The sequence below is a fragment of the Castellaniella denitrificans genome (assembly GCF_042653765.1).
In the GTDB taxonomy this organism is placed as follows: domain Bacteria; phylum Pseudomonadota; class Gammaproteobacteria; order Burkholderiales; family Burkholderiaceae_B; genus Castellaniella; species Castellaniella denitrificans.
The window spans coordinates 76,885-99,049 of the sequence record NZ_JBHSEZ010000006.1 but is presented as its reverse complement, the minus strand read 5'-3'; the positions used below and the strand labels follow the sequence as shown (position 1 = coordinate 99,049).

Genomic DNA, 22,165 nt, shown 5'->3' with positions numbered 1-22,165 from the left:
GGCCAGGGCGGAGGTCAACGGGAAATCCACGAGGAGACATCATGAAATTCGATATTTTCAAAAAAGCGGCCCTGTGCGTGGCCGTCGCGGGCCTGGGCCTGGCGGGGACGGCCCGGGCCGCCGAGCCCGGCATCACCGATTCCACCATCCGGATCGGCCTGTTCTCGCCACTGTCGGGCAGCGGCATGGCCTACGGGTTCGACGTGGTCAACGCGGCCAAGATGTACTACGACAAGGTCAACAAGGATGGCGGCATCCACGGCCGCAAGATCGAGCTGGTGATCGAGGACACCCGCTGCAACGCCAACGACCTGGTGGCGGCGGTCAAGAAGCTGGTCGAGCAGGACCACGTGTTCCTGCTCAACGGCGGTTCGTGCTCGGCCGCGGTGGTGGCGGCCAAGGAATACGTCGAGCGCGCCAAGGTGCCCTTCCTGATGCTGAACGCCTCGGGCGACGGCGCGCTGTATCCGCCGTCCCGGTACATCTACGGCGCCTTCTCGATCTCGCAGTACGCGGTGGGCGGCTCGATGGTCGAGTTCGCGGTCCAGCACCTGAAGGCGAAGAAGATCGGCTACATCAACCACGACGACGCCTACGGCGGCTGGAACCTGACCACCGCGGAATTCCAGGCCAGGCAGCATGACGGGGTCTCGTTGAGCGTGCAGTCGGTCAATCCGTCCATCAACGACGTCACGGCGCCGATGCTGAAGGTGCGCGCGGCCAATCCGGACGTGCTCCTGCTGACGACCTACGCCCGTCCCGCGGCGCTGATCATCAAGAAGGCGCACGAGCTCGGCTGGAACAAGCCCATCGTGCTGGCGGTCACCGGCACGGCCGACCTGGCCCAGCTGGTCGAGAACGTCGGCGGCCCGGCGGCCCTGAAGAACTTCTACATCCAGGACGTGGTGGCGGGCCTGCCGTCGGATCCGAAGATGAAGTGGGTCTACGACATGTACAAGGAATACTACCCGGACCTCGCCGCCAAGCCGGGCCATCCGCAGAGCTACATGCCCTATGGCCTGCCGCCGGCGATGACGGTGGTGCAGGCCCTGAAGGACGCGGGTCCGGAGCCCACGCGCGAGAAGGTGCTGGCCGCCTTGCAGCATTTCAAGCTGGACACGGGCGTGATGGCCAGCCCGGTCGAGTTCACGCCGGACGACCACGCGGCGCAGAAATCGGCGATCTACCTGAAATTCGATGGCGAACACAAGGACCTGATCCCGGGCTCCTTCAAGAGCGCCTGGACCTACAAGCCGAAGCAGTGAGCCCTTCGCGCGGTCGGGGGCGCCTCGGCGTCCCCGGCCCGGCGGAGCGCTCGCCGATGCGCGCGCCGGCGGCGCGGCGTCTGTGGAGCAATCGATGAGTTTTGCGGATATCTGGCTTTTCCTGCAGCAGGGCGTGTGGTCCGGCCTGGTGACGGGCAGCGTCTATGCCTTGCTCGCGGTGGCGGTCGTGATCGTGTTCAAGACGACGGACGTGCCGAACTTCGCGCAGGGCGAGATCTTCATGGTGGGCGGCTATGTGGCGCTGTTCATGATCCTGGTGCTGGGGTGGCATTACGCGGTGGTCATCCCGGCGACGCTGGCGGCGGTCGCGGCGATCTGCGCGCTGTTCCAGCGTGTGGTGATGGAGCGGGTGATCCGGGCCAAGGGCGTGGGCGTGCAGCTGGTGATCGCCACGCTGGGCCTGGCCTACGTGCTCAAGGGCGCGGTGCGCCAGACCGGCCTGGGGGATGCGCCGCGCTCGCTGCCGGCGCTGATCTCGAGCGATACCGTGGTGATCGGCGACGCGGTGCTGACGCGCCTGGACCTGATGATCCTGTTCACGGCGGTCGCGGTGATGCTGGCGCTGTACGTCCTGTTCAACCACACGCGCATCGGCAAGGCGATGCGGGCGGTGGGCATGAATCCCAGGGCTTCCCAGATCGTGGGCGTCAGCCTGGTGCGCATCCGCATGGCGGTCTGGGCGCTGGCCGGCCTGATCTCGGCCGTGTCGGCCATCCTGATCACGCCCAAGATCCTGATCACGCCGGACATCGGCCACGTGGCGATCCTGGCGTTCGCCGCGGCGATCGTGGGCGGCATCACCAGCATTCCGGGCGCGGTCGTGGGCGGCTTCATCATCGGCGTCGCCGAGAACCTGGTGGGGCTGTTCGTGTCGACCAACGCCATCGTCGTGGCGCCGTTCCTCGCCATCCTGATCGTTCTGATCGTCCGTCCGCAGGGCATCCTCGGCGGCAAAGCGCAGGTCAAGAAAGTATGAAAATGGATTTCGACAAATGGGGCCTGGCGGCGCTGGCGGTGGTGCTGGCGGTGCTGCCGTTCACGGCCAGCGGCTACGTGCTGTACATCGTCAACCTGCTGATGATCTACATCGTGCTGGCGCTGGGCCTGCACATCGTGATCGGCGAGACCGGGCAGTTCGCCCTGTCGCACGCCGCCTTCTACGGGATCGGCATCTACGCGGCCGGCATCATCAACAACGCCTGGCACCTGAATTTCGTGGTGTCGGTGCTGGCCTCCGGCGTGATCACGGCGGCGCTGGGCTACCTGCTGGGCGCCCTGGCGATCCGGATGCGGGACATCTACCTGGCCCTGTCCACCTTCGCCTTCGGCGAGGCCATGCAGTGGGTGTTCCTGAACTGGACCGAGGTGACCAACGGCTCGAACGGCTACCAGATGTCGCCGGCCCGGTTTTTCGGCTTCGATCTGACCTCCGACCTGCGCGCCTATCCCTTCGTGGTGCTGGGCGCCGCCCTGATGCTGTGGCTGACCGTGCGGCTGTCGCGTTCGCAGCTGGGCGCGGCGTTCCGCGCGGTGCGCGAGAGCGACGTGGCCGCGCAGGCCATGGGCATCGACGCCAACGTCGTCAAGCGGGTCGCCTTCATGTGCTCGGCCGCCTACGCGGGGGTGGCGGGCGGCCTGTATACGACCTTCGCCTCCTTCATCCATCCCGAGAGCCTGGGCTTCTGGACCACGATCCTGATCCTCATCATGATCGTGGTGGGCGGCATCGGCTCGGTGCGCGGGGCCGTGATCGGCGCCCTGATCTTCGGCCTGATCTCGGAACTGCTGCGCCAGGTGCTGTCCTTCCAGGAGATCATCTACGGCCTGATCCTGATCGGCTTCATGATGTTCGCACCGCGCGGATTGTTCAGCGGACGGAGCCGCGCGCGGAAGGCGCCGCCGGCCGAGTCCCATGGGGGAGTCGGCACATGAACCCTCAGACAATGCTGTCGATCAAGGGCCTGACGGTGCGCTTCGGCGGCCTGACCGCCGTGGACGGCCTGTCCTTCGAGGTCGGCCAGGGGCGGATCCACGCCCTGATCGGGCCCAACGGGGCCGGCAAGTCCACCACCTTCAACTGCATTTCCCGCTACTACGATCCCACGGGCGGCTCGATCGCGCTGGCGGGCTCGGACGTCACGCGGCGGGGCGCCTCGGAGATGGCGGCGCTCGGGGTGGCGCGCACGTTCCAGAATCTGGAGCTCTTCAGCGAGCTCACGGTCGAGGAGAACGTGCTGCTGGGCACGTATTCCTACGGCGCCCGGGGCCTGGCGCGGCTGCTGCGCCGTCCGTCGGCCGAGAACCGCGAGTTCGCGCATCACCTGCTCGAACGGGTCGGCCTGGCCGATTTCCTGGACGCCAAGGCCAACGGCCTGGACTTCGGGCGCCAGAAGATGCTGGAACTGGCGCGCGCGCTGGCGATCAGGCCGAAGCTGCTGTTGCTGGACGAGCCGGCGGCGGGACTGCGCAACCGCGAGATCGACAAGCTGGACCGCATCCTCACCGAACTGGCCGGCGGCGAGGGCGTGACGGTGCTGCTGGTCGAGCACGTGATGCAGCTGGTGATGTCGATTTCGCACCGGATCACCGTGATGTCCTTCGGACACAAGATCGCCGAGGGCACGCCGGCCGAGATCCGCTCGGACGCGCGCGTGATCGAGGCCTACCTGGGCAAGGGGACCGATGATGAGTGAGCCGTTTCTCTCGATCGAGTCCGTCTCGGCCGCCTACGGCAACATTTCCGCCCTGCACGACGTGTCCCTGGAAGTGCCCGCGGGCGGGATCGTCGCCCTGCTGGGCGCCAACGGGGCGGGCAAGTCCACGACCCTGAACGTGGTGTCGGGCCTGGTGCGGCCGACGCGCGGGACCGTGCGCTTCGACGGCGAGCCCATTCACCGCATGGCGGCCGACCACATCGTCCGGCGGGGCATCATCCAGGTGCCCGAGGGGCGCGAGATATTCCGCGACATGAGCGTGCGCGAGAACCTGGAGATGGGCGCCTACACGCGCAAGGACCGCGCGGCGGTGGCCCGCGACCTGGATGCGATGTGCGACATCTTCCCGCGCCTGCGCGAGCGCATCGGCCAGAAGGCCGCCACACTGTCGGGCGGCGAGCAGCAGATGCTGGCCACGGCACGCGCCATGATGGCCCGTCCGCGCATGATCCTGCTGGACGAGCCTTCCATGGGCCTGGCGCCGCTGGTGGTGGAGCAGATCTTCGAGACGGTGCGCACGCTGAACCGCGAGCAGGGCATCACCATCCTGCTGGTCGAACAGAACGCGAAGCTGGCCCTGTCGGTGTCCAGCCACGCCTACATCCTGGAAAACGGCGAGATCGTGTTGCAGGGCGCCTCGGCGGACCTGAGGAACGACGAGGCCGTGCAACGGGCCTACCTGGGGGGATGATGGCGCTGCTGGACGACAAGCTGGCCCTGGTGACGGGCGCGGCGGGCGGCCTGGGAACGGCCATCGCGCAAGGGTTCGCCGCGCAGGGCGCGCGGGTGATCGTGGCCGACCTGGACGGCGCGCGCGCCCGGGACCTGGCCGGCCGCATCCGCGCCGGGGGCGGCCAGGCCTGGGGCGAGGCGATCGACGTGACCGACCGCGAGGCGGTCGACCGCTGGGCCGGGGACCTGGCGGCGCGCCTGGGGCCGGTCGACATCCTGGTGAACAACGCGGGGGTTGCGGGCCGCGCGCGCATCGACGATCCGCAGTCCCGCGAGGTCTGGGACCGGGTGGTCGCCGTGAACCTGGACGGTCTGTTCAACGTCACGCACGCGTTCGTCGGGCAGATCAAGGCCACGCGCGGCTGCATCGTCAATCTGTCGTCGGTCGTGGCCTTCGTCAGCGGGATTTCGTCGGCGGCCTACGTCGCGTCCAAGGGCGCGGTGCGTTCCTTCACCCAGGCGCTGGCGCGCGACCTGGCGCCGTTCGGGGTGCGCGTGAACGCGGTGGCGCCCGGCCTGATGCTGACCGAGATGGTGGCGCCGCAGCTCGCGGCGCCCGGCGGCGCGGACTGGTTCATGACGCGCGCGCCGATGGGTCGGGGCGGAGAACCCGGGGAAATCGTCGGCCCCGTCGTGTTCCTGGCCTCGGAGATGGCCAGTTATGTGACGGGCGTCGTGCTGCCGGTGGACGGCGGCTTTTTATCGGCTTGAAACGAGGAAATTGGCATGAAATCAGTGGCGATGGTCACCGGCGCGGCCGGCGGCATGGGGCAGGCGATCGTCCGGCGCCTGGCGCGGGACGGTTTCAGGGTCGTGGCGGTCGATCGCGGCGAAGCACCCTTGCGCGCGCTGGCTGACCGCCTGCGGGGCGAGGGGCTCGAAATCGAGCCGCGCGTGGCGGATCTGGCCGACGAGGCGCAGCTCGACGCGCTGATCGGCGGACTGCCGCCGCTGGCGGCGCTGGTCAACAGCGCCGGCCTGTTCGACGAACGCAAGTTCTTCGACGTGTCGCAGGACGATTTCCGCCGCATGTTCGAAGTGAACCTGATCGCGGCGGCCAGCCTGACGCAGAAGGCCGCCGCGCGGATGGCTCCCGGCGCCAAGGTGGTGAACATCGCCTCGCGCGCCTACCTGGGGGCGCGCCATCACGCGCATTACGTGGCGTCCAAGGCGGCGCTGGTGGGCTATACCCGGGCGAGCGCGATGGAGCTGGCCGAACGGGGGATCCTGGTCAACGCGATCGCGCCGGGCCTGATCGATACGCCGATGCTGCGCGCGCTGACGCCGGAGCGGCTGGCGGCCCAGCTTGCGCTGCAGCCGACCGGCAAGGCGGGCACGCCCGAGGACATCGCCCACGCGGTGTCGTTCCTGGCGGGTCCGGAAATGTCCTTCATCACCGGGCAGGTGCTGTTCGTCGACGGCGGCAAGTCCCTGGGCGGATCGGGAGCATGAGGATGGACGACGCGCAATGGGATGAAACCGTCGATGTGGTGGTGCTGGGGTCGGGGGCGGCCGGCATGTCGGCGGCGCTGACGTGTCATTTCGAAGGCCTGCGGGCGCTGCTGCTGGAAAAGACCGATCGCATCGGCGGCTCGACCGCGGTGTCGGGCGGGGCGGTCTGGATTCCCCTGAACCCGGGGGCGGCCGCGGCCGGCCACGGCGATGATACGTTCGAGCAGGTCTGGGAATACCTGCGGCGGACCGTGGGCGACGCCTCGCCGCCGGAGATGTTGCGGGCCTACCTGGAAAACGGCCCGGCAATGGTGGAATACCTGCAGGCGCGCGGCGCGCTGGCGCTGGCGGCGCGGCCGTATTCGCCGGACTATTATCCCGACCGGCCGGGCGCGTCCCTGGGCGGCCGGGCCATGGATCCGCAGCCCTTCGACGGCAAGCGGCTGGGCGCGCATTTCAAGGAACTGCGCGACCCCCTGAAGGAATTCGTCGTCCTGGGCGGCATGATGGTCAACGTCACGGACGTCTACCACCTGCTGGGCGCCTGGCGTTCGCCCAAGTCGTTCTGGCATGGCGGCAAGCTGGTGCTGGCCTACTGGATGGACCGCCTGCGCGGCCATCATCGCGGCACGCGCCTGCTGCTGGGCAACGCCCTGGCCGCGTGGCTGTTCCACGCCGTCCTGCGGGAGCGGATCCCCTACCGCCTGAATACGCCGGCCCGGCGGCTGTGCCGCGACGCGCAGGGCCGCGTCGCGGGGGTCGAGGCCGGACAGGGCGGGGCCGTGCGGCGCATCCGGGCGCTCAAGGGCGTCGTCGTCGCCACCGGCGGTTTCCCCTGGGACGCCGAATTGCGGGCCGCTTGCTATCCGCAGCCCACCGGGCCCTGGTCCATGGCGCCCGAAGGCAATCGGGGAGAGGGCATCGGCCTGGCGCGCGAGGCCGGGGCGGTCATGGGGACGGGTCATGTGTCACCGGCGTTCTGGGCGCCGGTGTCCCTGTGGCGCAAGGCGGACGGCACGGTGGTCCGCTATCCGCACCTGGTCTGGGACCGCGCCAAGCCGGGCCTGATCGCCGTCAACCGGCGCGGTGAGCGCTTCGTCAACGAATCGGCCTCGTACCACGAGTTCGTCAGCGTGATGTACCGGAGCGATCCATCGCCGGAAATCCCCGCTTATCTGGTTTGCGACCACGCCTTCATCGAGACCTGGGGCCTGGGCCTGGCCTTGCCGGGTGGCCGTCCGCGCCAGCATCTGATCGACGACGGGTATCTGATCCGCGCCGCCACGCTGCCCGATCTGGCGGCGCGCCTGGGGATCGACGCGGCGCGCCTGGCCGCGACGGTCGACCGCTACAACGGCCTGGCCGCGCGCGGCGAGGACACCGATTTCGGCAAGGGATCGACCGCCTACAACCGCTACCTGGGCGACCCGGCGCACCAGCCCAACGCCTGCCTGCGCCCCCTGGGGCGGGGGCCCTACTATGCCGTCGAGGTGGTAGCGGGCGACATCGGCACGGCCTGCGGCATCCGCACGGACGAACGGGCGCGGGCGCTGGACGCGCGTGGGCATCCCATTCCCGGCCTGTTCGTCGCGGGCAACGACATGCAGTCGGTGATGGGCGGCGCCTATCCGGGGCCGGGCATCACCCTGGGCCCCGCGCTGACGTTCGGCTGGATCGCGGGCCGCGCGCTGGCGGCGGACGATTGAACGCGAGTCATGGACCGCGCGTGAAAGCGCAGGCGTCGGGCCCGCCGCGACCCGGCCTGGAATTCTGACCTTCGGAGAGACGCATGAAACTGTACTACTCGTCGACCTCGCCCTACGTGCGCAAATGCCTGGTCGCCGCCCATGAGCTGGGCCTGGCCGACCGGATCGAACTGGCCCCGGTCGTCACCCTGCCCACGGCGCACAACCCCGAACTGATGCGGGACAACCCCCTGTGCAAGCTGCCGACGCTGATCACGGACGACGGCCGGGCGCTGTACGACAGCCGGGTCGTGTGCGAATACCTGAACGATCTGGGCGGGGGCGGGCTGATCCCGGCGGGCGAGGCCAAGTGGGCCGCCCTGGTCGACCAGGCCCTGGCCGACGGCATCCTGGACGCCGCCCTGCTGATGCGCTACGAAGCCGTGCTGCGGCCCGCCGAGCGCCAATGGCCGGCCTGGCGCGAGACCCAGGAGGAAAAGGCGCGCGGCGCCCTGGCCCGGTTCGAGCAGGCGGTGGGCGGCTGGCCGGCCGGCCGGCTGGACATTGGGGTGATCGCGCTGGCCAGCGCGCTTGGCTACCTGGACCTGCGGTTCCCGGACCTGGACTGGCGCGGCGCCTGCCCCGGCCTGTCGGCCTGGTTCGCCGGCTTCGACCAGCGGCTTTCGATGCGGGCCACGGTGCTGAAGGCCTGAGGTCCGCGCCGCGCGGCGCTACGGCACCAGCGCCACCGCGTTCCGGTACCCCGCGCACAGCGCCAGCACCCGGGCTTCCCGAGACCCGGCGTCCTCGTGCCGGTCCGTTTCCAGCGGCCGGCGGTCCGCGTCGCGCCGCGCCAGGGACAGCACGGCCTCGTTGATGTGCGTGTCGTGCACCAGCACGTCGGCCTCGTTCAGGGCGCGCAGCTGGCTCAGGGTGATGTCGCCCGGGTCGGCGGGGCAGGGGGCGATCCAGCGCAGGGTGCGCGGCGGCGCCGGCTCGTCGCCGGCTTCGTCCAGGCGGGCGAGCAGCATGCGTTCCGCTTCGCGGGCGTCGTCCGCGCGCAATTGTTCCAGGACCGGGCCGTCGTACAGCCAGTCGTAGAAGCGGCGGCGCGCGCCGTGGTCGGGATAGGCCTGGCGGATGGCGGGCCGATGGTCGCGGGCCAGCCGCGCCAGGGGGCCCAGCGCGGGGTCGAACAGGGATTCCATGCGTTCGCGCAGGCGCCGGGCCAGGACCGGGGCGGCGCCCCCCGAGGAAATGGCGATGGTCAGGGGGGTGCGGTCGACGACGGCCGGCACCTGGAAGGACGACAGCGCCGGGTCGTCGACGACGTTGGCCAGGATGCGGCGGGCGTCGGCGGCGGCCTTGATGCGGGCGTTGAGCGCGCGGTCGTCGGTGGCCGCGACGACCAGCCAGGCGCAGGCCAGCCAGTCGTCCTGGAACGGGCCGTCCAGGTGCGCGAGGCGGCCTGCCTCGGCCCAGGCCCGCAGCGCGCGGGTCAGGCGCGGCGCGCCGACCCGGACCGCCGCGCCGCAGTTCAGCAGGACGCGCGCCTTGCGCTCGGCCACGGCGCCGCCGCCCACGACCAGGACCGTGCGGCCGTCCAGGTCGGCGAAGAGCGGATACAGGGCTTTCATGCGGGGCAGGCCAGGGGGCGGCCGGCCGGGCGGTCGTTCCGGCCGGGGGCGATCGTGCCGGCCGGGCCGGATGCGCGGTCCGCCGGCGCCTCTCCGGGATGGCCGGCCCCGCATTGCGGCGGGTCTTCCGCCCAGGGCGCGAGCGCCGGATCGGCCAGGGCGACGACGTCGCCGATCACGATCAGGCAGGGCGATTTCAGGCCTCCATGGCGGGCGGTCCGGGCCAGGTCGGCCAGCGTGCAGCGCACGGCCTTCTGGCGCGGCGTGGCGCCCTGGGAAATGAGCGCGGCCGGCGTGGCGCCGGGCAGGCCGTGCAGCAGCAGTTCCGTGCCGACGTGGCCGGCCTGGGACAGGCCCATGTAGAACACCAGGGTTCGCTGGCGGTCCGCCGCCAGGGATGTCCAGTCCAGGCCGCGCACGCCGTCCTGGCGGTGCGCGGTCATCAGGCAGACGCCGGCCGCCAGGTCGCGGTGCGTGAGCGGGATGCCGGTGGCCGCCGCACAGCCCGAGGCGGCGGTGACGCCGGGCACCACCGTCACCGGGATGCCCTGGGCGCGCAGGAATTCCATTTCCTCGCCGCCGCGCCCGAAGATGAAGGGGTCGCCGCCCTTCAGGCGCACGACCGCGAGGCCGGCCCGGGCGTGCGCGGCCAGCAGGACGTGGATGTCTTCCTGCGGGACGCTGTGTCGGCCCGCCCGCTTGCCCACGGGGATCCGGAGGGCGTCGGGACGGCAGTGGTCCAGCAGTTCCGGGGCGGCCAGGCTGTCGTGGAACACCACGTCGGCGGCCTGCAGGGCGCGCAGGCCGCGCAGGGTGATCAGGTCCGGGTCGCCGGGGCCGGCGCCCACCAGCCAGACGTGGCCGGGCGCCAGTGCGGCGGCCGGGACGGAACCGTTCGCCCGGGCCGGACGCGGGGCGGCCGCGTCCGGCGGGGATTCATGCGGTGGTTTCGGATGCATGGCCGGCCTCCAGGAAATGGATGGTTTCGGGGCGGCCAACGCTCAGGACGCCGTCGGCGTCCACGCGCAACGGCCAGCGGCGCACACGCACGGTGGCGTCCTCCAGGCACTGGCCGGTGTCCAGGCGGAAATGCTGCTTGTACATGGGCGAGGCGACGACCGGATGGCCCTGGAGTTCGCCGACGATGCCGCGCGCCAGCACGGCCGCGCCGCAGAAGGGGTCGACGTGATCCAGGGCGAAGGGGCCCGCCTCGGTCAGGAACACGGCGACCTGTGCGCCATGGGCGCGGGCCGCGACGCCGGCGTCCGGGATCAGGTCCTCCAGGCGGCAGACGGGCTGCCAGCCGGTGTCTTCCGTGCCGTCGTGGGCACCCGTGTCGCCGCCCGCGGCGCCGCGGGCGCGTGGCGCACGGTGTTCCGCGCTGTCCGGGACGAAGGGCTCGGCGGCGCCCTTGGCGCGGCGGTGGGTCGATGGCTTCATGGCGTTCTCCTTCATTCGGCCGGCGCGGCCAGCGCTTCACGTTCGCGCACGGTGGCCGGGCGCGGCTGGCCGCGTTCGCGCACGTGGACGATGTGCTCGTCGGGCGCGTCGCTGTTGATCAGCGGGCGGAAGCGGCGCAGGGCCCGTTCGTCCTTCAGGGTGGCGGCCCATTCGCATTCGTAGGCGTCCACCAGGGCCTGCATCTGCGCCTCCAGTTCCGCGCCCAGGCCCAGGCTGTCGTTCACGACCACGTCCTTCAGGTAGTCCAGGCCGCCTTCCAGGCTTTCGCGCCAGGTGGCGGTGCGCTGCAGCTTGTCGGCCGTGCGGATGTAGAGCATCAGGAACCGGTCGATCATGCGGATCAGGGTGTCGTCGTCCAGGTCCGAGGCCAGCAGTTCCGCGTGGCGCGGGCGCATGCCGCCGTTGCCGCAGACGTACAGGTTCCAGCCCTTTTCGGTGGCGATGATGCCCACGTCCTTGCTCTGGGCCTCGGCGCATTCGCGCGTGCAGCCCGAGGCGGCCATCTTGATCTTGTGCGGCGAGCGCAGGCCCCGGTAGCGCTGTTCCAGGCGGATGGCCATGCCCACCGAGTCCCGCACGCCGAAGCGGCACCAGGTGCTGCCCACGCAGGACTTGGCCGTGCGCAGGGCCTTGCCGTAGGCGTGGCCGGATTCGAAGCCGGCGTCGACCAGTTCGCGCCAGATCGCCGGCAGCTGTTCCAGCCGCGCGCCGAACAGGTCGATGCGCTGGCCGCCGGTGATCTTGGTGTACAGGTCGTATTTGCGGGCGACTTCGCCGATGACGATCAGCTTGTCGGGGGTGATTTCCCCGCCCGGAATGCGCGGCACCACGGAATAGGTGCCGTCCTTCTGCAGATTGCCCAGGTAGGCGTCGTTGCTGTCCTGCAGGGGCGCGTGCTGGGGCGCCAGCACGTATTCGTTCCAGCACGAGGCGAAGATCGACGCCGCCGTGGGTTTGCAGAGGTCGCAGCCCTTGCCCTTGCCGTGGCGGGTGATCAGGGTCTTGAAGTCGCGGATGCCGTTGACGCGGATCAGGTGGTAGAGTTCCTGCCGGCTGTAGGGGAAGTGTTCGCACAGGCTGTGGTCCACGGCGATGCCCCGGCGCTGCAGTTCGCTTTCCAGCACCTGCTTGACCAGGGGGACACAGCCGCCGCAGGTGGTGCCCGCCCGGGTGCGGGCCTTCAGGTCGCCCAGGGTCGTGCAGCCGTCGGCGATGGCGCCGCACAGGGCGCCCTTGCTGACCTGGTTGCAGGAACAGATCTGCGCCGTGTCGGGCAGCGCGTCCACGCCCAGCGCCGGCGCGGCGCCGGCCTGCGGCGCGATCAGCGTGGCGGGTTGCGCGGGCAGGTCCAGGCCGTTGCTGAAATACTGGTCCAGCAGGCCGAAGGCCCCGGTGTCGCCCACCAGCACGGCGCCCCGCAGGCGCTTGCCCTTCGGGTCCATGACCAGCTTGCGGTACGTGCCGGCCAGCGTGTCCTCGAACACGCAGCTGACGCTGTCGGAGGCGCGGCCGTGGGTGTCGCCGATGGAGCCGACGTCCACGCCCAGCAGCTTGAGCTTGGTGCCGGGCAGGGAGCCCCGGAAGACGGGCGTGTCCCGGCCCAGCAGGTGCGCGGCGCAGACCCGCGCCATCTCGTAGCCGGGCGCCACCAGGCCGAACGTGCCGTCCCGCCAGCTGGCGACTTCGCCGATGGCGTAGACGGCGGGGTCGGAACTGCGGCAGTGTTCGTCGATCACGACGCCGCCGCGCGCGCCGATCACCAGGCCGCAGTTGTGCGCCAGGCGGTCGCAGGGGCGGATGCCGGCGGAAAAGACCACCATGTCAGTTTCCAGGAAATCGCCGTCCGAGAAGCGCAGGCGGTGGCGCGCGCGCAGGCCGTCGCCGATGGCCGAGGTCATCTTTCCTGTGTGGACGTGGATGCCCAGGGCCTCGATCTTCGCGCGCAGCAGGCGTCCGCCGGGCTCGTCCAGCTGCGCCGCCATCAGGTGGGCGGAGAACTCGACGACGTGGGTGTCCAGGTTCAGGCCGCGCAGGGCGCGGGCCGCCTCCAGTCCCAGCAGGCCGCCGCCGATGACCACGCCGCGCCGGCTGCCGGCGGCGCAGGCGCGGATGGCCTCCACGTCCTCCAGCGTGCGGTAGGGCAGGCAGCCGGGCCGGTCCGCGCCCTCGATGGGCGGGATGAAGGGGTTGGAACCCGTGGCGATGACCAGCTTGTCGTAGGGATGGAACTGCTCGTCCGAGACGTGGACCTGGCGCCGCTTGCGGTCGATCCAGGCGGCCCGCGTGCCGCGCAGCACGGTGATGCCGTGCTCGCGGAAGAAATCCTCGTCGGCCAGCGCCAGGTCCTGCGCGTCCGCGCCGTCGAAGCATTGGCTGAGCCGCACCCGGTCGTAGGCCAGGCGGGGTTCGCCGCAGAGCACGGTGATGGCGTAGCCGTGCGCTTCGCGCGCCAGTTCTTCCAGCAGGCGGTGGCCGACCATGCCGTGGCCGATGACGACCAGGCGCGGCGCCGCGTCCGGGCCCGCGGCGGAGGCGGGAAGGTCGTGGGGGTTCATGGTTCGCTCCAGGGAAATCCTGTGGTTGGATGGGATTCAGGGTCGGGGCTCAGGGCCGTGCGGCGGGCGCGTCCAGGATCGGCCGCGCGCCGGGCTCGCGGCCGGCCGTTGCGCCGGGCGACGGAGCGGGCGCAAGGGCATGGCCGGGCAATGACGCTGGCAATGGCGTGGGCAGTGGTACGGACACCGGCGCCGGCGAGGCCGCCCGATAGGCGCCCGCGACGAAGACGGCCCCGCCCACGATGTTCCCCAGTGTCACCCAGGCCAGGTTCCAGGCCATGCCGCCCAGGCTCACGGTCTCGGGGTGGTTGCCGGCCAGGGCCAGCAGCAACAGGGTCATATTGGCCACGCTGTGTTCATAGCCGCTGGCGATGAAGGCCATCAGGCACCAGAAGATGACGATGCAGCGCGCGCTGTCGGAGGACACGCGGGCCGACATCCAGACCGCCAGGCACACCAGCCAGTTGCACAGCACGGCACGGGCGAACAGGCTGGCGGCGCCGCCGTTCATCTTGTGCGCGGCGGTCGTCATCAGCAGGCCCTGCGGGTCGTTCAGCAGCCCGCCGCCTCCGCCCATGACGAACAGGCCCGCCAGCACGGCCGCGCCGCACAGGTTGCCGACCCAGCTCACCCCCAGGACCGAACACGCCTCGGCCCAGCTGCCCTGGCCCCGGTAGCGGCGCAGCGCCATGACCATGGTGTGGCCGGTGAACAGTTCCGCGCCGGCGATGACGACGAGGATCAGCGCGATGCCGAACGTGGCGCCCATGACGAGCGGGCGCTGGTCCGGCGGCACGTGGCTGCCCAGGCTGAGGATCAGCAGGATGCCCAGGCCGATGTAGGCGCCGGCCAGCATGCAGCCCACGAAGAATCCGTGCGGCGCGCGGCGCAGCAGGTCGAGTTTGGCGTTGGCGGCTCTCACGAAGCCGTCGATGGTGTCGTCGTACATGGTGCTCTCCCTGATGATGAAAGGACTTCATTCAGGGTTAAGCAATTCACGTGCCAACTTTTGAAGGCATGATCGCGCAGGCCTGTCCGCCACGCACCGCGCAGGGGGTGGCGGTGCGCATCGCGGCGCCGCGCCGGATGGCGCGGACCTTGGCCCCGGGCGGGCCGGAGGGATCGCCGATGGGGCGGACTGCATCAATGCGGTGCCGCGGTGCACCATGGATTGCCGGTGCGCGCCCGCGGTCGCGCGCTGGCGGCCGCCTGGAATATCAGTAGAATATTCATCCACATTCCGCATTCTTCATCGTCCGGCGCAGAGGATCACGCACCGGCCTGGATGGACAGGGACACGCATGCCGGACCTGATCGAAATCCCCGCAACCGACGGCCTGCGCATCGCGCTCGTCTATGCCACGTCCGGCAACCTGACCGGCCGGCCGGTCTATGCGCCGGGCGCCCGCTGCGCCCTGCGGCCGGCCGCGGCGGACTGCCTGTTCCGGGCGGCGCGCGCGGCCCGGCGGGCGGGCCTGTGCCTGGTCGTCTACGACGCCTACCGCCCGGCGGCGGCCCAGGCGGTGTTCTGGCGGATGCTGCCCGACCCGCGCTATGTGGCCGACGCGGCCCAGGGATCGAACCACACGCGCGGCGTGGCGGTGGATGTCACCCTGACGGACGCGGACGGCGCGCCCCTGGACATGGGCACGGATTTCGACGACATGCGCGACCAGTCGCACCACGACCGCGACGACCTGCCGCCCGCCGCGCAGCGCAACCGCCACCTGCTGCTGGGCATCATGCTGCAGGCCGGGTTCCGTTCGATCCCGACGGAGTGGTGGCACTACGAATTGCCCGACGCGCGGGAATATGCGTTACTGCCGGAAAGCGACATGGTCCGGGTCGCGGCGGGCTGAGCGATCGGCCGGTCCCGCGCGGACCGGGCGCACGGGCGGGCGTGGCCCCGTGGGGGGGCCAGGCGTCCCGCCGATGAAAATCCCATTGGACGGAGGCGATATGCAATCCACGATTCGAGCGGGAATCCGCCGCGCCCTGGTGGCGGCGGCGATGGGCGCGGGGGCCTGTCTCCTGGCGGGCGGCGCGCTCGCGGCGACGCCGGCCGATACGCTGGTGATCGGCAAGCCGGCCGACCCCCAGACGCTGGACCCGGCCGTCACGATTGACAACAACGACTGGACCGTCACCTATCCGGCCTACCAGCGCCTGATGCGTTACAAGCAGGTCGATGGCCATGGCTCGACCGAGGTCGAAGGCGACCTGGCGGCCAGCTGGTCGGCCTCGCCGGACAGCCTGGTCTGGACGTTCACCTTGCGCGACGGCCAGAAATTCGCCGACGGCGCGCCCGTGGACGCCCAGGCGGTGAAGCTGTCCTTCGAGCGGCTGCTGGCCAAGAAGCAGGGTCCGTCGGAAGCCTTCCCCGCCGACATGAAGATCGACGCCGTGGATGCGCGCACCGTGCGCTTCACGCTGCAAAAGCCCTTCGCGCCGTTCCTCTACACGCTCGCCAACAATGGCGCGTCCATCGTCAATCCCAAGGCCATGCAACGCGACGACGCCGACGCCTGGCTGTCGGGCCACACGGCGGGCTCCGGCCCCTATCAGTTGGTGTCCTGGCAGAAGGGCCAGTCGCTGGTGCTGGAACGCAATCCGCATTACGCCGGCTCGAAGAAGCCGACGCTGGACAAGTTCGTGGTGAAGATCGTGCCGGAATCTTCCGCGCGCCGCCTGCAACTGCAGAAGGGTGACCTGGACGTGGCCGAGGAACTGCCGGTGGACCAGCTCCAGGCCCTGAAGAAGGACAAGGACGTGCGCGTGGCGGAATTCCCGTCGCTGCGGGTGACCTATCTGTATCTGAACAACGCCAAGGGGCCGTTGCGGGACGTGGATCTGCGCCGCGCCGTGGTGGCCGCGCTGGATTACCAGGGCATCGTGGACGGCATCATGATGGGGCAGGCCAAGCAGATGCGCGGCCCGATCCCCGAAGGCATGTGGGGCCATGACGCCGATCTGCCCCTGCCGAAGCAGGACGTGGCGGCGGCCAAGGCGCTGGTGGAAAAGGCCGGCGGGGTGAAGTCGCCGCTGCTGCTGCGCTATTCCACCCAGGATCCCGCCTGGGAACCCATCGCCCTGACGGTTCAGGCCAATCTCACCGCCGTCGGCGTGCCGGTCAAGCTCGAAAAGCTGGCCAACGCCACGCTGCGCGAGAACCTGGGCCAGGGCAATTTCGACATTTCCATCGGCAACTGGAGCCCGGACTTCGCCGATCCCTACATGTTCACCAGCTACTGGTTCGATTCGGACAAGAAGGGCCTGGCGGGCAACCGGTCCTTCTATTCCAACCCGCAGGTGGACCAGTGGCTGCGCGAGGCCGCCACGCTCAGCGACCAGGACAAGCGCGTGGCGCTCTACAAGCAGGTCCAGGAACAGGTCGTCAAGGACGCGGCCTACGCCTACCTGTACCAGAAGAACTACCAGGCCGGGCTGGGGGCGAACGTCAAGGGCTTCGTCTTCAACCCCATGCTGGAGCGCGTGTTCAACATCGCCGACATGACGAAGTAGGCATGGGCGCGCAGTCTGGACCGGCCCGGCGGGCCGGCTGTCGGCGGATGGTACGAGGGGCAATATGAACGCGTCCTGGCTGTCCGTGGTGCGCCGCCGGCTGGCCAGCCTGGTCTGGGTGGTGATCGGGGTGTCCCTGATCACCTTCGCCATTTCCCACCTGGTGCCCGGCGATCCGGCCCGCCTGGTGGCGGGCGACCGCGCCACGCCGGAAATCGTCGCCCACATCCGCGCGCAACTGGGCCTGGACCTGCCCCTGCCGCAGCAGTACCTGCGCTACATGGGGCAGCTGCTGCAGGGCGACCTGGGGACCTCGATCCGTACGCACCGGCCGGTGCTGCAGGACATCGCCGCCTTCTTTCCCGCCACGCTGGAACTGGCCCTGGTGGCCCTGCTGCTGGCGACGCTGCTGGGCATTCCGCTGGGCGTGCTGTCGGCGGTGTACCGCAACCGCTTCATCGACCACGTCGCCCGCACGCTGGCCGTCACGGGCATCTCCACCCCGGCCTTCTGGCTGGGGCTGGGGCTGATCGTGGTGTTCTACGGCGAACTCGGCTGGCTGCCGGGGGGCGGGCGCATCGACCAGGGCCTGTCGCCTCCGCCCGGCATCACCGGCCTGTACCTGATCGACGCGGCGCTGGCGGGCGACTGGGTCGTCTGGCGCAGCGCGCTGGAACACATGATCCTGCCGGCCCTGACGCTGGGCTTCGTGCACCTGGGCGTGGTGGCGCGGCAGGTGCGTTCGTCCATGCTGGAACAGCTGGGCGAGGACTACGTCCGCACCGCCCGGGCCTACGGCCTGGGCTCCTGGACCGTGGTGGTGCGCCACGCCCTGCCCAATGCGCTGATCCCCTCCGTGACCGTGCTGGGCCTGGCCCTGGGCGACCTGCTGTACGGGGCGGTGCTGACGGAGACCGTGTTCGGCTGGCCGGGCATGGGCGCTTATGTGGTGGACTCGATCCAGGCGCTGGATTTCCCGGCGGTGATGGGCTTCGCCGTGGTGGTGTCCTTCGCCTACGTGATCCTGAACCTGCTGGTGGACCTGCTGTACCGGCGGCTCGATCCGCGCATCCGGGAGGTCGGATGAGCTACCTGCTGTACCAGTTGCGCCGCAACCCGCTGATGCTGCTGGGGCTGGCGATCCTCGCGGCGGTGGGGCTGGCCGTGCTCCTGGCGGACTGGGTGGCGCCCTACGATCCCGAGCGCATCGACCTGGTGCACCGGCTGGCGGCGCCGTCGGCGGCGCACTGGTTCGGCACCGACGAGGTCGGCCGCGACATCTTCAGCCGCGTGCTCTACGGCGGGCGCCAGTCCATCGGGGTGGGGCTGTTCGTCGCCGGCTGCGCCAGCATGGCCGGCGCCGTGATCGGCTGTTTCTCGGGAATCGTGGGCGGCCGCTTCGACGGCCTGGTCATGCGCGCCATGGACGTGGTGCTGTCGGTGCCCTCGCTGGTGCTGATCATGGCGCTGGCGGCGGCGCTGGGGCCCAGCCTGTTCAACGCCATGCTGGCGATCACCCTGGTGCGCATCCCGTTCTACGTGCGGCTGGCGCGCGGCCAGACGCTGGGCATCCGCGAGATGGCCTACGTACAAGCGGCCTGGACCTTCGGCGCGACGCGGCGCCACGTGGTGCGCTGGCACGTGGTGCGCAACGCCGCCTCGCCCATCGTGGTGCAGGCCACGCTGGACATCGGCGGGGCGATCCTGATGGCGGCGGCGCTGGGCTTCATCGGCCTGGGCGCGCAGCAACCCACCGCCGAATGGGGCGCCATGGTGGCGACGGGCCGCAATTTCCTGCTGGACCAGTGGTGGTACACCGTGACGCCGGGCTGCGCGATCCTGGTGACGGCGCTGGCCTGCAACCTGGTGGGCGACGGCGTGCGCGACCTGCTGGACCCGAAGTCGAGGGCGAAATGAGCGCGGCCCCCCCCGTTCTGGAAATCCGCGACCTGTCGCTGGAATTCCCCGTTTTCGGCGGGGCGGTCCGGGCGCTGGGCGGTGTCAGCCTGCGCGTCATGCCGGGTGAAATCGTCGGCGTGGTGGGCGAGTCGGGTTCGGGCAAGTCGGTCACCGCCATGGCGGCGCTGCGGCTGCTGCCGCCGGGCGGCTACCGCGTCACCGGCGGCAGCCTGCGGCTGTGCGGCGAGGACGTGCTGGCTGCGTCCGAAACGCGCATGCGGCAATGGCGCGGGCGCCGCGCGGCGATGATCTTCCAGGAGCCGATGACCGCATTGAACCCGACCCGGCGCATCGGCGATCAGTTGACGGGCGTGCTGCGCGCGCATCACCGCCTGGGCCGGCGCGAGGCGCTGGAGCGCGCCGGCGCGCTGCTGCGCGACATGATGATCCCCGATCCGGTCCGGACGCTGCGCGCCTATCCCTTCGAATTGTCCGGCGGCATGCGCCAGCGGGTGATGGTTGCGATGGCGTTTTCCTGCGATCCGGCGCTGCTGATCGCCGACGAGCCCACCACGGCGCTGGACGTGACCGTGCAGCGCCAGGTGCTGCAACTGCTGCGCCACCGGGCGCGCGAGCGGGGCGCCGCGATCCTGTTCATCACCCACGACATGGCGGTGGTGTCGCAGTTCTGCGACCGGGTGTACGTCATGTACGCGGGAACGGTGGTCGAGCAGGGGCCGACCGGCCGGGTGCTGGACGCGCCGCGCCATCCCTACACGCGCGGCCTGCTGGACGGCCTGCCGGAGCGCGCCGCGCCCGGCGCCGAGCTGGCCTCGATCCCGGGCCGGGTGCCGGACATGCGCCGGCCGCCGCAAGGCTGCGTGTTCTCGGACCGCTGCGCCTTCGCCGACGCGGCCTGTCGCCAGCGGCCCGAGTTGCGGCCCGTGGCGGATGCGCGGCCGGACGCCGCCGGCATGGCCGTGTCCCCGTCCTCGTCCGGGGCGGATGACGGGTCGGGCGGCGGGCCGGGGGCCGCGCCGGAGCGCCGGGTGGCGTGCTGGCATCCCCTGGACCCGGACCCGGACCCGGACCCGGACTCGAACACGGACCCGGCCGCGCAGGCCGCGGGAGACGCATGATGCCGACTGTCGGAATGACCGGGGCCGGAGCCCGCCCGGCGCTTGGCGCGAGCGCGGAGGTGGGCGCGGTGGGGCCGGGCACCGTGCCGGGGGCGCCTGTGCTCGACGCCCGCGAGATCCATGTGCGCTTCCCGCTCGCCCGCGATTGGCGGGGGCGGGCCGTGATCCATGCCCATGCCTTGAACGGCGTCAGCCTGCAGGTGCGGCGCGGCGAGGCCTTCGGGATCGTTGGCGAATCCGGTTGCGGCAAGAGCACCCTGGCGGCCGTGCTGATGGGCCTGCTGCGGCCCACCGAGGGCGAGCTGCGGCGGCTGCCGCGCGCCGACGGCCGCCCGGCCGATGTCCAGATCGTGTTCCAGGATCCGCAGTCCTCGCTGGATCCGCGCCTGCCCGCCTGGAAGGTGATCATCGAGCCGCTGGTGGCCGCGGGACGCCGCGCGGCCGCGGCATGGCTGCGGGACGAGGAAGTGCCGCCGGCCGCCGGGCCGCAGGGGCGGGATGGTGCGGCCCGGCGCGGCCGCATGGACAAGGCCGCCCTGCGCGCGCGGGCCGACGCCCTGGCCCTGCGGGTGGGCCTGCGGCCCGAGCAGCTCGACCGCTACGTGCATGAGTTTTCAGGGGGACAGCGCCAGCGGATCGCCATCGCCCGGGCGCTGGCGACGGACCCGGACGTGATCGTGCTCGACGAGCCGACCTCCGCGCTGGACGTCTCCGTCCAGGCACAGATCCTGAATCTGCTGCGGGAATTGCGCCGCGCGCACGGCCTGACCTACGTGCTGATTTCGCACAATGTCTCGGTCGTGCGCCACCTGTGCGACCGGGTGGCGGTGATGTACCTGGGCCAGGTGGTCGAGCAGGGGCCGGCCGCGCTGGTGCTGGAATCCCCGCGCCATCCCTACACGCGCGAGCTGCTCGACGCCGTGCCTCGCCTGGACCGTCCCTGGCCCGAGGACGCCCCGGTAGCCCCGGCCGAACTGCCCGGCAACGCCGTCCTGCCGCAAGGCTGCTTCTTTCGCGGCCGCTGTCCCTGGGCGACGACCGGCTGCGACCGGCCGCAGATGCTGCTGGCCCGGCCCGACGCGCCCCTGCACATGTACCGCTGCCACGTGGCGGGGAAGCGGTAGCGCGTTTCCCTGGCCGCGTTCCGGGCGGAATGGCCCTGCATCGCCCGGGGACTGTGGAAACTACCGACGTAGTTTTGCGACTGTCCGCCCGGCCCGCGTTTTCCTATCCTGTCGTCACCATACGAACGGGAGAGGCGACATGCGGGAACGACTGGATTGCGCGATTCTGGCGCCGGGCAGGGAAGACTGGGCGGGTGCCCTGCGCGGCCCGCATCTGGGGGGACGGCTGGTGCTGCACACGCCGCAGCAGCCGCATGGCGCGGCGGCGGATGCGCTGGCCGATCCGTCCATGGCGCGGGGCCGCTACGACGCCGGGCTGCTGTACGTGGACGAATCCTCGATCCGCGACTGGCGCACGGCGCTGACCGCCCTGGCGGGCCGCCCGCCGGCCGTGCTGCTGGTCTACGCGGTGGGCCTGCGGGCCCAGGCGGTGCGCGACCTGATGGCGCTGGGGGTGGCCGATTTCGTGCGTCCGCCCTTTTGCCCGGAAGAACTCCGCGCCCGCCTGGACCACGCCCTGAACCGCCTGGCCCCGGCCTGCATCTCCGAACACGTGCCGCTCTATGGCGCCGGCCTGTCGGGGCCGGGAGGCGTGCCGGCATCGCCGCATGCGCGCGCCCTGCCGGCCGGCGCGCCGGAACCCCCGGTCACCGAGTCCGAGATCGCGTTCTGCAATACGATCCTGGACCGGTCCGGCAACGAGCTGGAAGCCTACGCGGTGGCCGTGGCCATGCAGCGGGCCACCTCGCGGGAATCCTTCCGCGCCGCCAAATGCCAGGTCGTCGCCCGGTTCGAGCGCGCCTACATCCGCGCGGCGCTGGGGCGGCACGCGGGCAACATCACCCTGGCGGCGCGCATGGCCCAGAAGCACCGCCGCGCGTTCTGGGCCTTGATGCGCAAGCACGACATCGATCCCTCGCCCTACCGGCGCACGCCGGCCTCGGGCGCGGAATGATGCG

At 70.9% G+C, this 22,165-nt stretch carries 21 protein-coding genes; 16 read left to right on the top strand and 5 right to left on the bottom strand.

Going from position 1 to position 22,165, the window contains the following annotated elements:
• The first annotated feature begins 41 nt into the window (after nt 1-41).
• The 9 genes from ACFO27_RS09065 (at nt 42) to ACFO27_RS09025 (ending at nt 8,582) form a co-directional block, all read left to right on the top strand.
• A complete protein-coding gene (locus ACFO27_RS09065; RefSeq protein ID WP_376817058.1) occupies nt 42-1,265 on the top strand; it encodes an ABC transporter substrate-binding protein in 1,224 nt (407 codons plus the stop codon).
• Nucleotides 1,266-1,359: 94 nt separating this feature from the next.
• Nucleotides 1,360-2,262, top strand: a complete 903-nt coding sequence (locus ACFO27_RS09060; RefSeq protein WP_376817057.1) for a branched-chain amino acid ABC transporter permease — start codon at nt 1,360-1,362, stop codon at nt 2,260-2,262.
• A gap of 2 nt (nt 2,263-2,264) precedes the next feature.
• Nucleotides 2,265-3,218 (top strand): branched-chain amino acid ABC transporter permease, encoded by a 954-nt coding sequence (locus tag ACFO27_RS09055; RefSeq protein ID WP_376817056.1) that lies wholly within the window; start codon nt 2,265-2,267, stop codon nt 3,216-3,218.
• Nucleotides 3,215-3,979, top strand: coding sequence for an ABC transporter ATP-binding protein (locus ACFO27_RS09050; protein ID WP_376817055.1), 765 nt, complete (start codon nt 3,215-3,217; stop codon nt 3,977-3,979). The genes ACFO27_RS09055 and ACFO27_RS09050 overlap by 4 nt, the downstream gene beginning before the upstream one ends.
• Complete coding sequence (locus ACFO27_RS09045) at nt 3,972-4,691, top strand: ABC transporter ATP-binding protein (RefSeq protein WP_376817054.1); 720 nt, start codon at nt 3,972-3,974, stop codon at nt 4,689-4,691. Before ACFO27_RS09050 ends, ACFO27_RS09045 begins: the two co-directional genes overlap by 8 nt.
• Nucleotides 4,688-5,443: an SDR family NAD(P)-dependent oxidoreductase gene (locus tag ACFO27_RS09040; RefSeq protein ID WP_376817053.1), complete on the top strand. Its 756-nt coding sequence runs from the start codon at nt 4,688-4,690 to the stop codon at nt 5,441-5,443. Before ACFO27_RS09045 ends, ACFO27_RS09040 begins: the two co-directional genes overlap by 4 nt.
• Before the next feature lie 15 nt (nt 5,444-5,458).
• Complete coding sequence (locus ACFO27_RS09035; RefSeq protein ID WP_376817052.1) at nt 5,459-6,184, top strand: SDR family NAD(P)-dependent oxidoreductase; 726 nt, start codon at nt 5,459-5,461, stop codon at nt 6,182-6,184.
• Nucleotides 6,181-7,890: an FAD-dependent oxidoreductase gene (locus ACFO27_RS09030; RefSeq protein ID WP_376817051.1), complete on the top strand. Its 1,710-nt coding sequence runs from the start codon at nt 6,181-6,183 to the stop codon at nt 7,888-7,890. The genes ACFO27_RS09035 and ACFO27_RS09030 overlap by 4 nt, the downstream gene beginning before the upstream one ends.
• Before the next feature lie 83 nt (nt 7,891-7,973).
• Nucleotides 7,974-8,582 (top strand): glutathione S-transferase, encoded by a 609-nt coding sequence (locus ACFO27_RS09025; RefSeq protein ID WP_376817050.1) that lies wholly within the window; start codon nt 7,974-7,976, stop codon nt 8,580-8,582.
• An 18-nt stretch (nt 8,583-8,600) separates the two neighbouring features.
• Here the strand turns inward: ACFO27_RS09025 and ACFO27_RS09020 are convergent, their stop codons facing one another.
• Genes ACFO27_RS09020 through ACFO27_RS09000 form a run of 5 tightly spaced genes read right to left on the bottom strand, consistent with a single transcriptional unit; the run spans nt 8,601 to nt 14,471 of the window.
• Nucleotides 8,601-9,506, bottom strand: a complete 906-nt coding sequence (locus ACFO27_RS09020) for a precorrin-2 dehydrogenase/sirohydrochlorin ferrochelatase family protein (protein ID WP_376817049.1) — start codon at nt 9,504-9,506, stop codon at nt 8,601-8,603.
• Nucleotides 9,503-10,465, bottom strand: a complete 963-nt coding sequence (cobA, locus tag ACFO27_RS09015; protein ID WP_376817048.1) for a uroporphyrinogen-III C-methyltransferase — start codon at nt 10,463-10,465, stop codon at nt 9,503-9,505. The genes ACFO27_RS09020 and cobA overlap by 4 nt, the downstream gene beginning before the upstream one ends.
• Complete coding sequence (gene nirD / locus ACFO27_RS09010) at nt 10,443-10,946, bottom strand: nitrite reductase small subunit NirD (RefSeq protein ID WP_376817047.1); 504 nt, start codon at nt 10,944-10,946, stop codon at nt 10,443-10,445. Before nirD ends, cobA begins: the two co-directional genes overlap by 23 nt.
• 11 nt (nt 10,947-10,957) lie before the next feature.
• On the bottom strand, nt 10,958-13,522 hold the full coding sequence (nirB, locus tag ACFO27_RS09005; RefSeq protein WP_376817046.1) for a nitrite reductase large subunit NirB: 2,565 nt from the start codon (nt 13,520-13,522) through the stop codon (nt 10,958-10,960).
• A gap of 49 nt (nt 13,523-13,571) precedes the next feature.
• On the bottom strand, nt 13,572-14,471 hold the full coding sequence (locus ACFO27_RS09000) for a formate/nitrite transporter family protein (protein ID WP_376817045.1): 900 nt from the start codon (nt 14,469-14,471) through the stop codon (nt 13,572-13,574).
• Between the two features lie 352 nt (nt 14,472-14,823).
• Between ACFO27_RS09000 and ddpX the strand changes: the two genes are divergently transcribed.
• From ddpX to ACFO27_RS08965, 7 genes are all read left to right on the top strand, one after another.
• Nucleotides 14,824-15,381: a D-alanyl-D-alanine dipeptidase gene (ddpX, locus tag ACFO27_RS08995; protein ID WP_376817044.1), complete on the top strand. Its 558-nt coding sequence runs from the start codon at nt 14,824-14,826 to the stop codon at nt 15,379-15,381.
• A 100-nt stretch (nt 15,382-15,481) separates the two neighbouring features.
• A complete protein-coding gene (locus ACFO27_RS08990) occupies nt 15,482-17,044 on the top strand; it encodes an ABC transporter substrate-binding protein (RefSeq protein ID WP_376817043.1) in 1,563 nt (520 codons plus the stop codon).
• Nucleotides 17,045-17,108: 64 nt separating this feature from the next.
• Nucleotides 17,109-18,131: an ABC transporter permease gene (locus ACFO27_RS08985; protein ID WP_376817042.1), complete on the top strand. Its 1,023-nt coding sequence runs from the start codon at nt 17,109-17,111 to the stop codon at nt 18,129-18,131.
• Nucleotides 18,128-18,961 (top strand): D,D-dipeptide ABC transporter permease, encoded by an 834-nt coding sequence (gene ddpC / locus ACFO27_RS08980; protein ID WP_376817041.1) that lies wholly within the window; start codon nt 18,128-18,130, stop codon nt 18,959-18,961. The genes ACFO27_RS08985 and ddpC overlap by 4 nt, the downstream gene beginning before the upstream one ends.
• Entirely contained in the window at nt 18,958-20,082 is a 1,125-nt protein-coding gene (locus ACFO27_RS08975) for an ABC transporter ATP-binding protein (protein WP_376817040.1), read from the top strand. Before ddpC ends, ACFO27_RS08975 begins: the two co-directional genes overlap by 4 nt.
• Nucleotides 20,079-21,206, top strand: a complete 1,128-nt coding sequence (locus ACFO27_RS08970; RefSeq protein ID WP_376817039.1) for an oligopeptide/dipeptide ABC transporter ATP-binding protein — start codon at nt 20,079-20,081, stop codon at nt 21,204-21,206. Before ACFO27_RS08975 ends, ACFO27_RS08970 begins: the two co-directional genes overlap by 4 nt.
• 139 nt (nt 21,207-21,345) lie before the next feature.
• Complete coding sequence (locus ACFO27_RS08965) at nt 21,346-22,161, top strand: helix-turn-helix domain-containing protein (RefSeq protein ID WP_376817038.1); 816 nt, start codon at nt 21,346-21,348, stop codon at nt 22,159-22,161.
• The last annotated feature ends 4 nt before the right edge of the window (nt 22,162-22,165 follow it).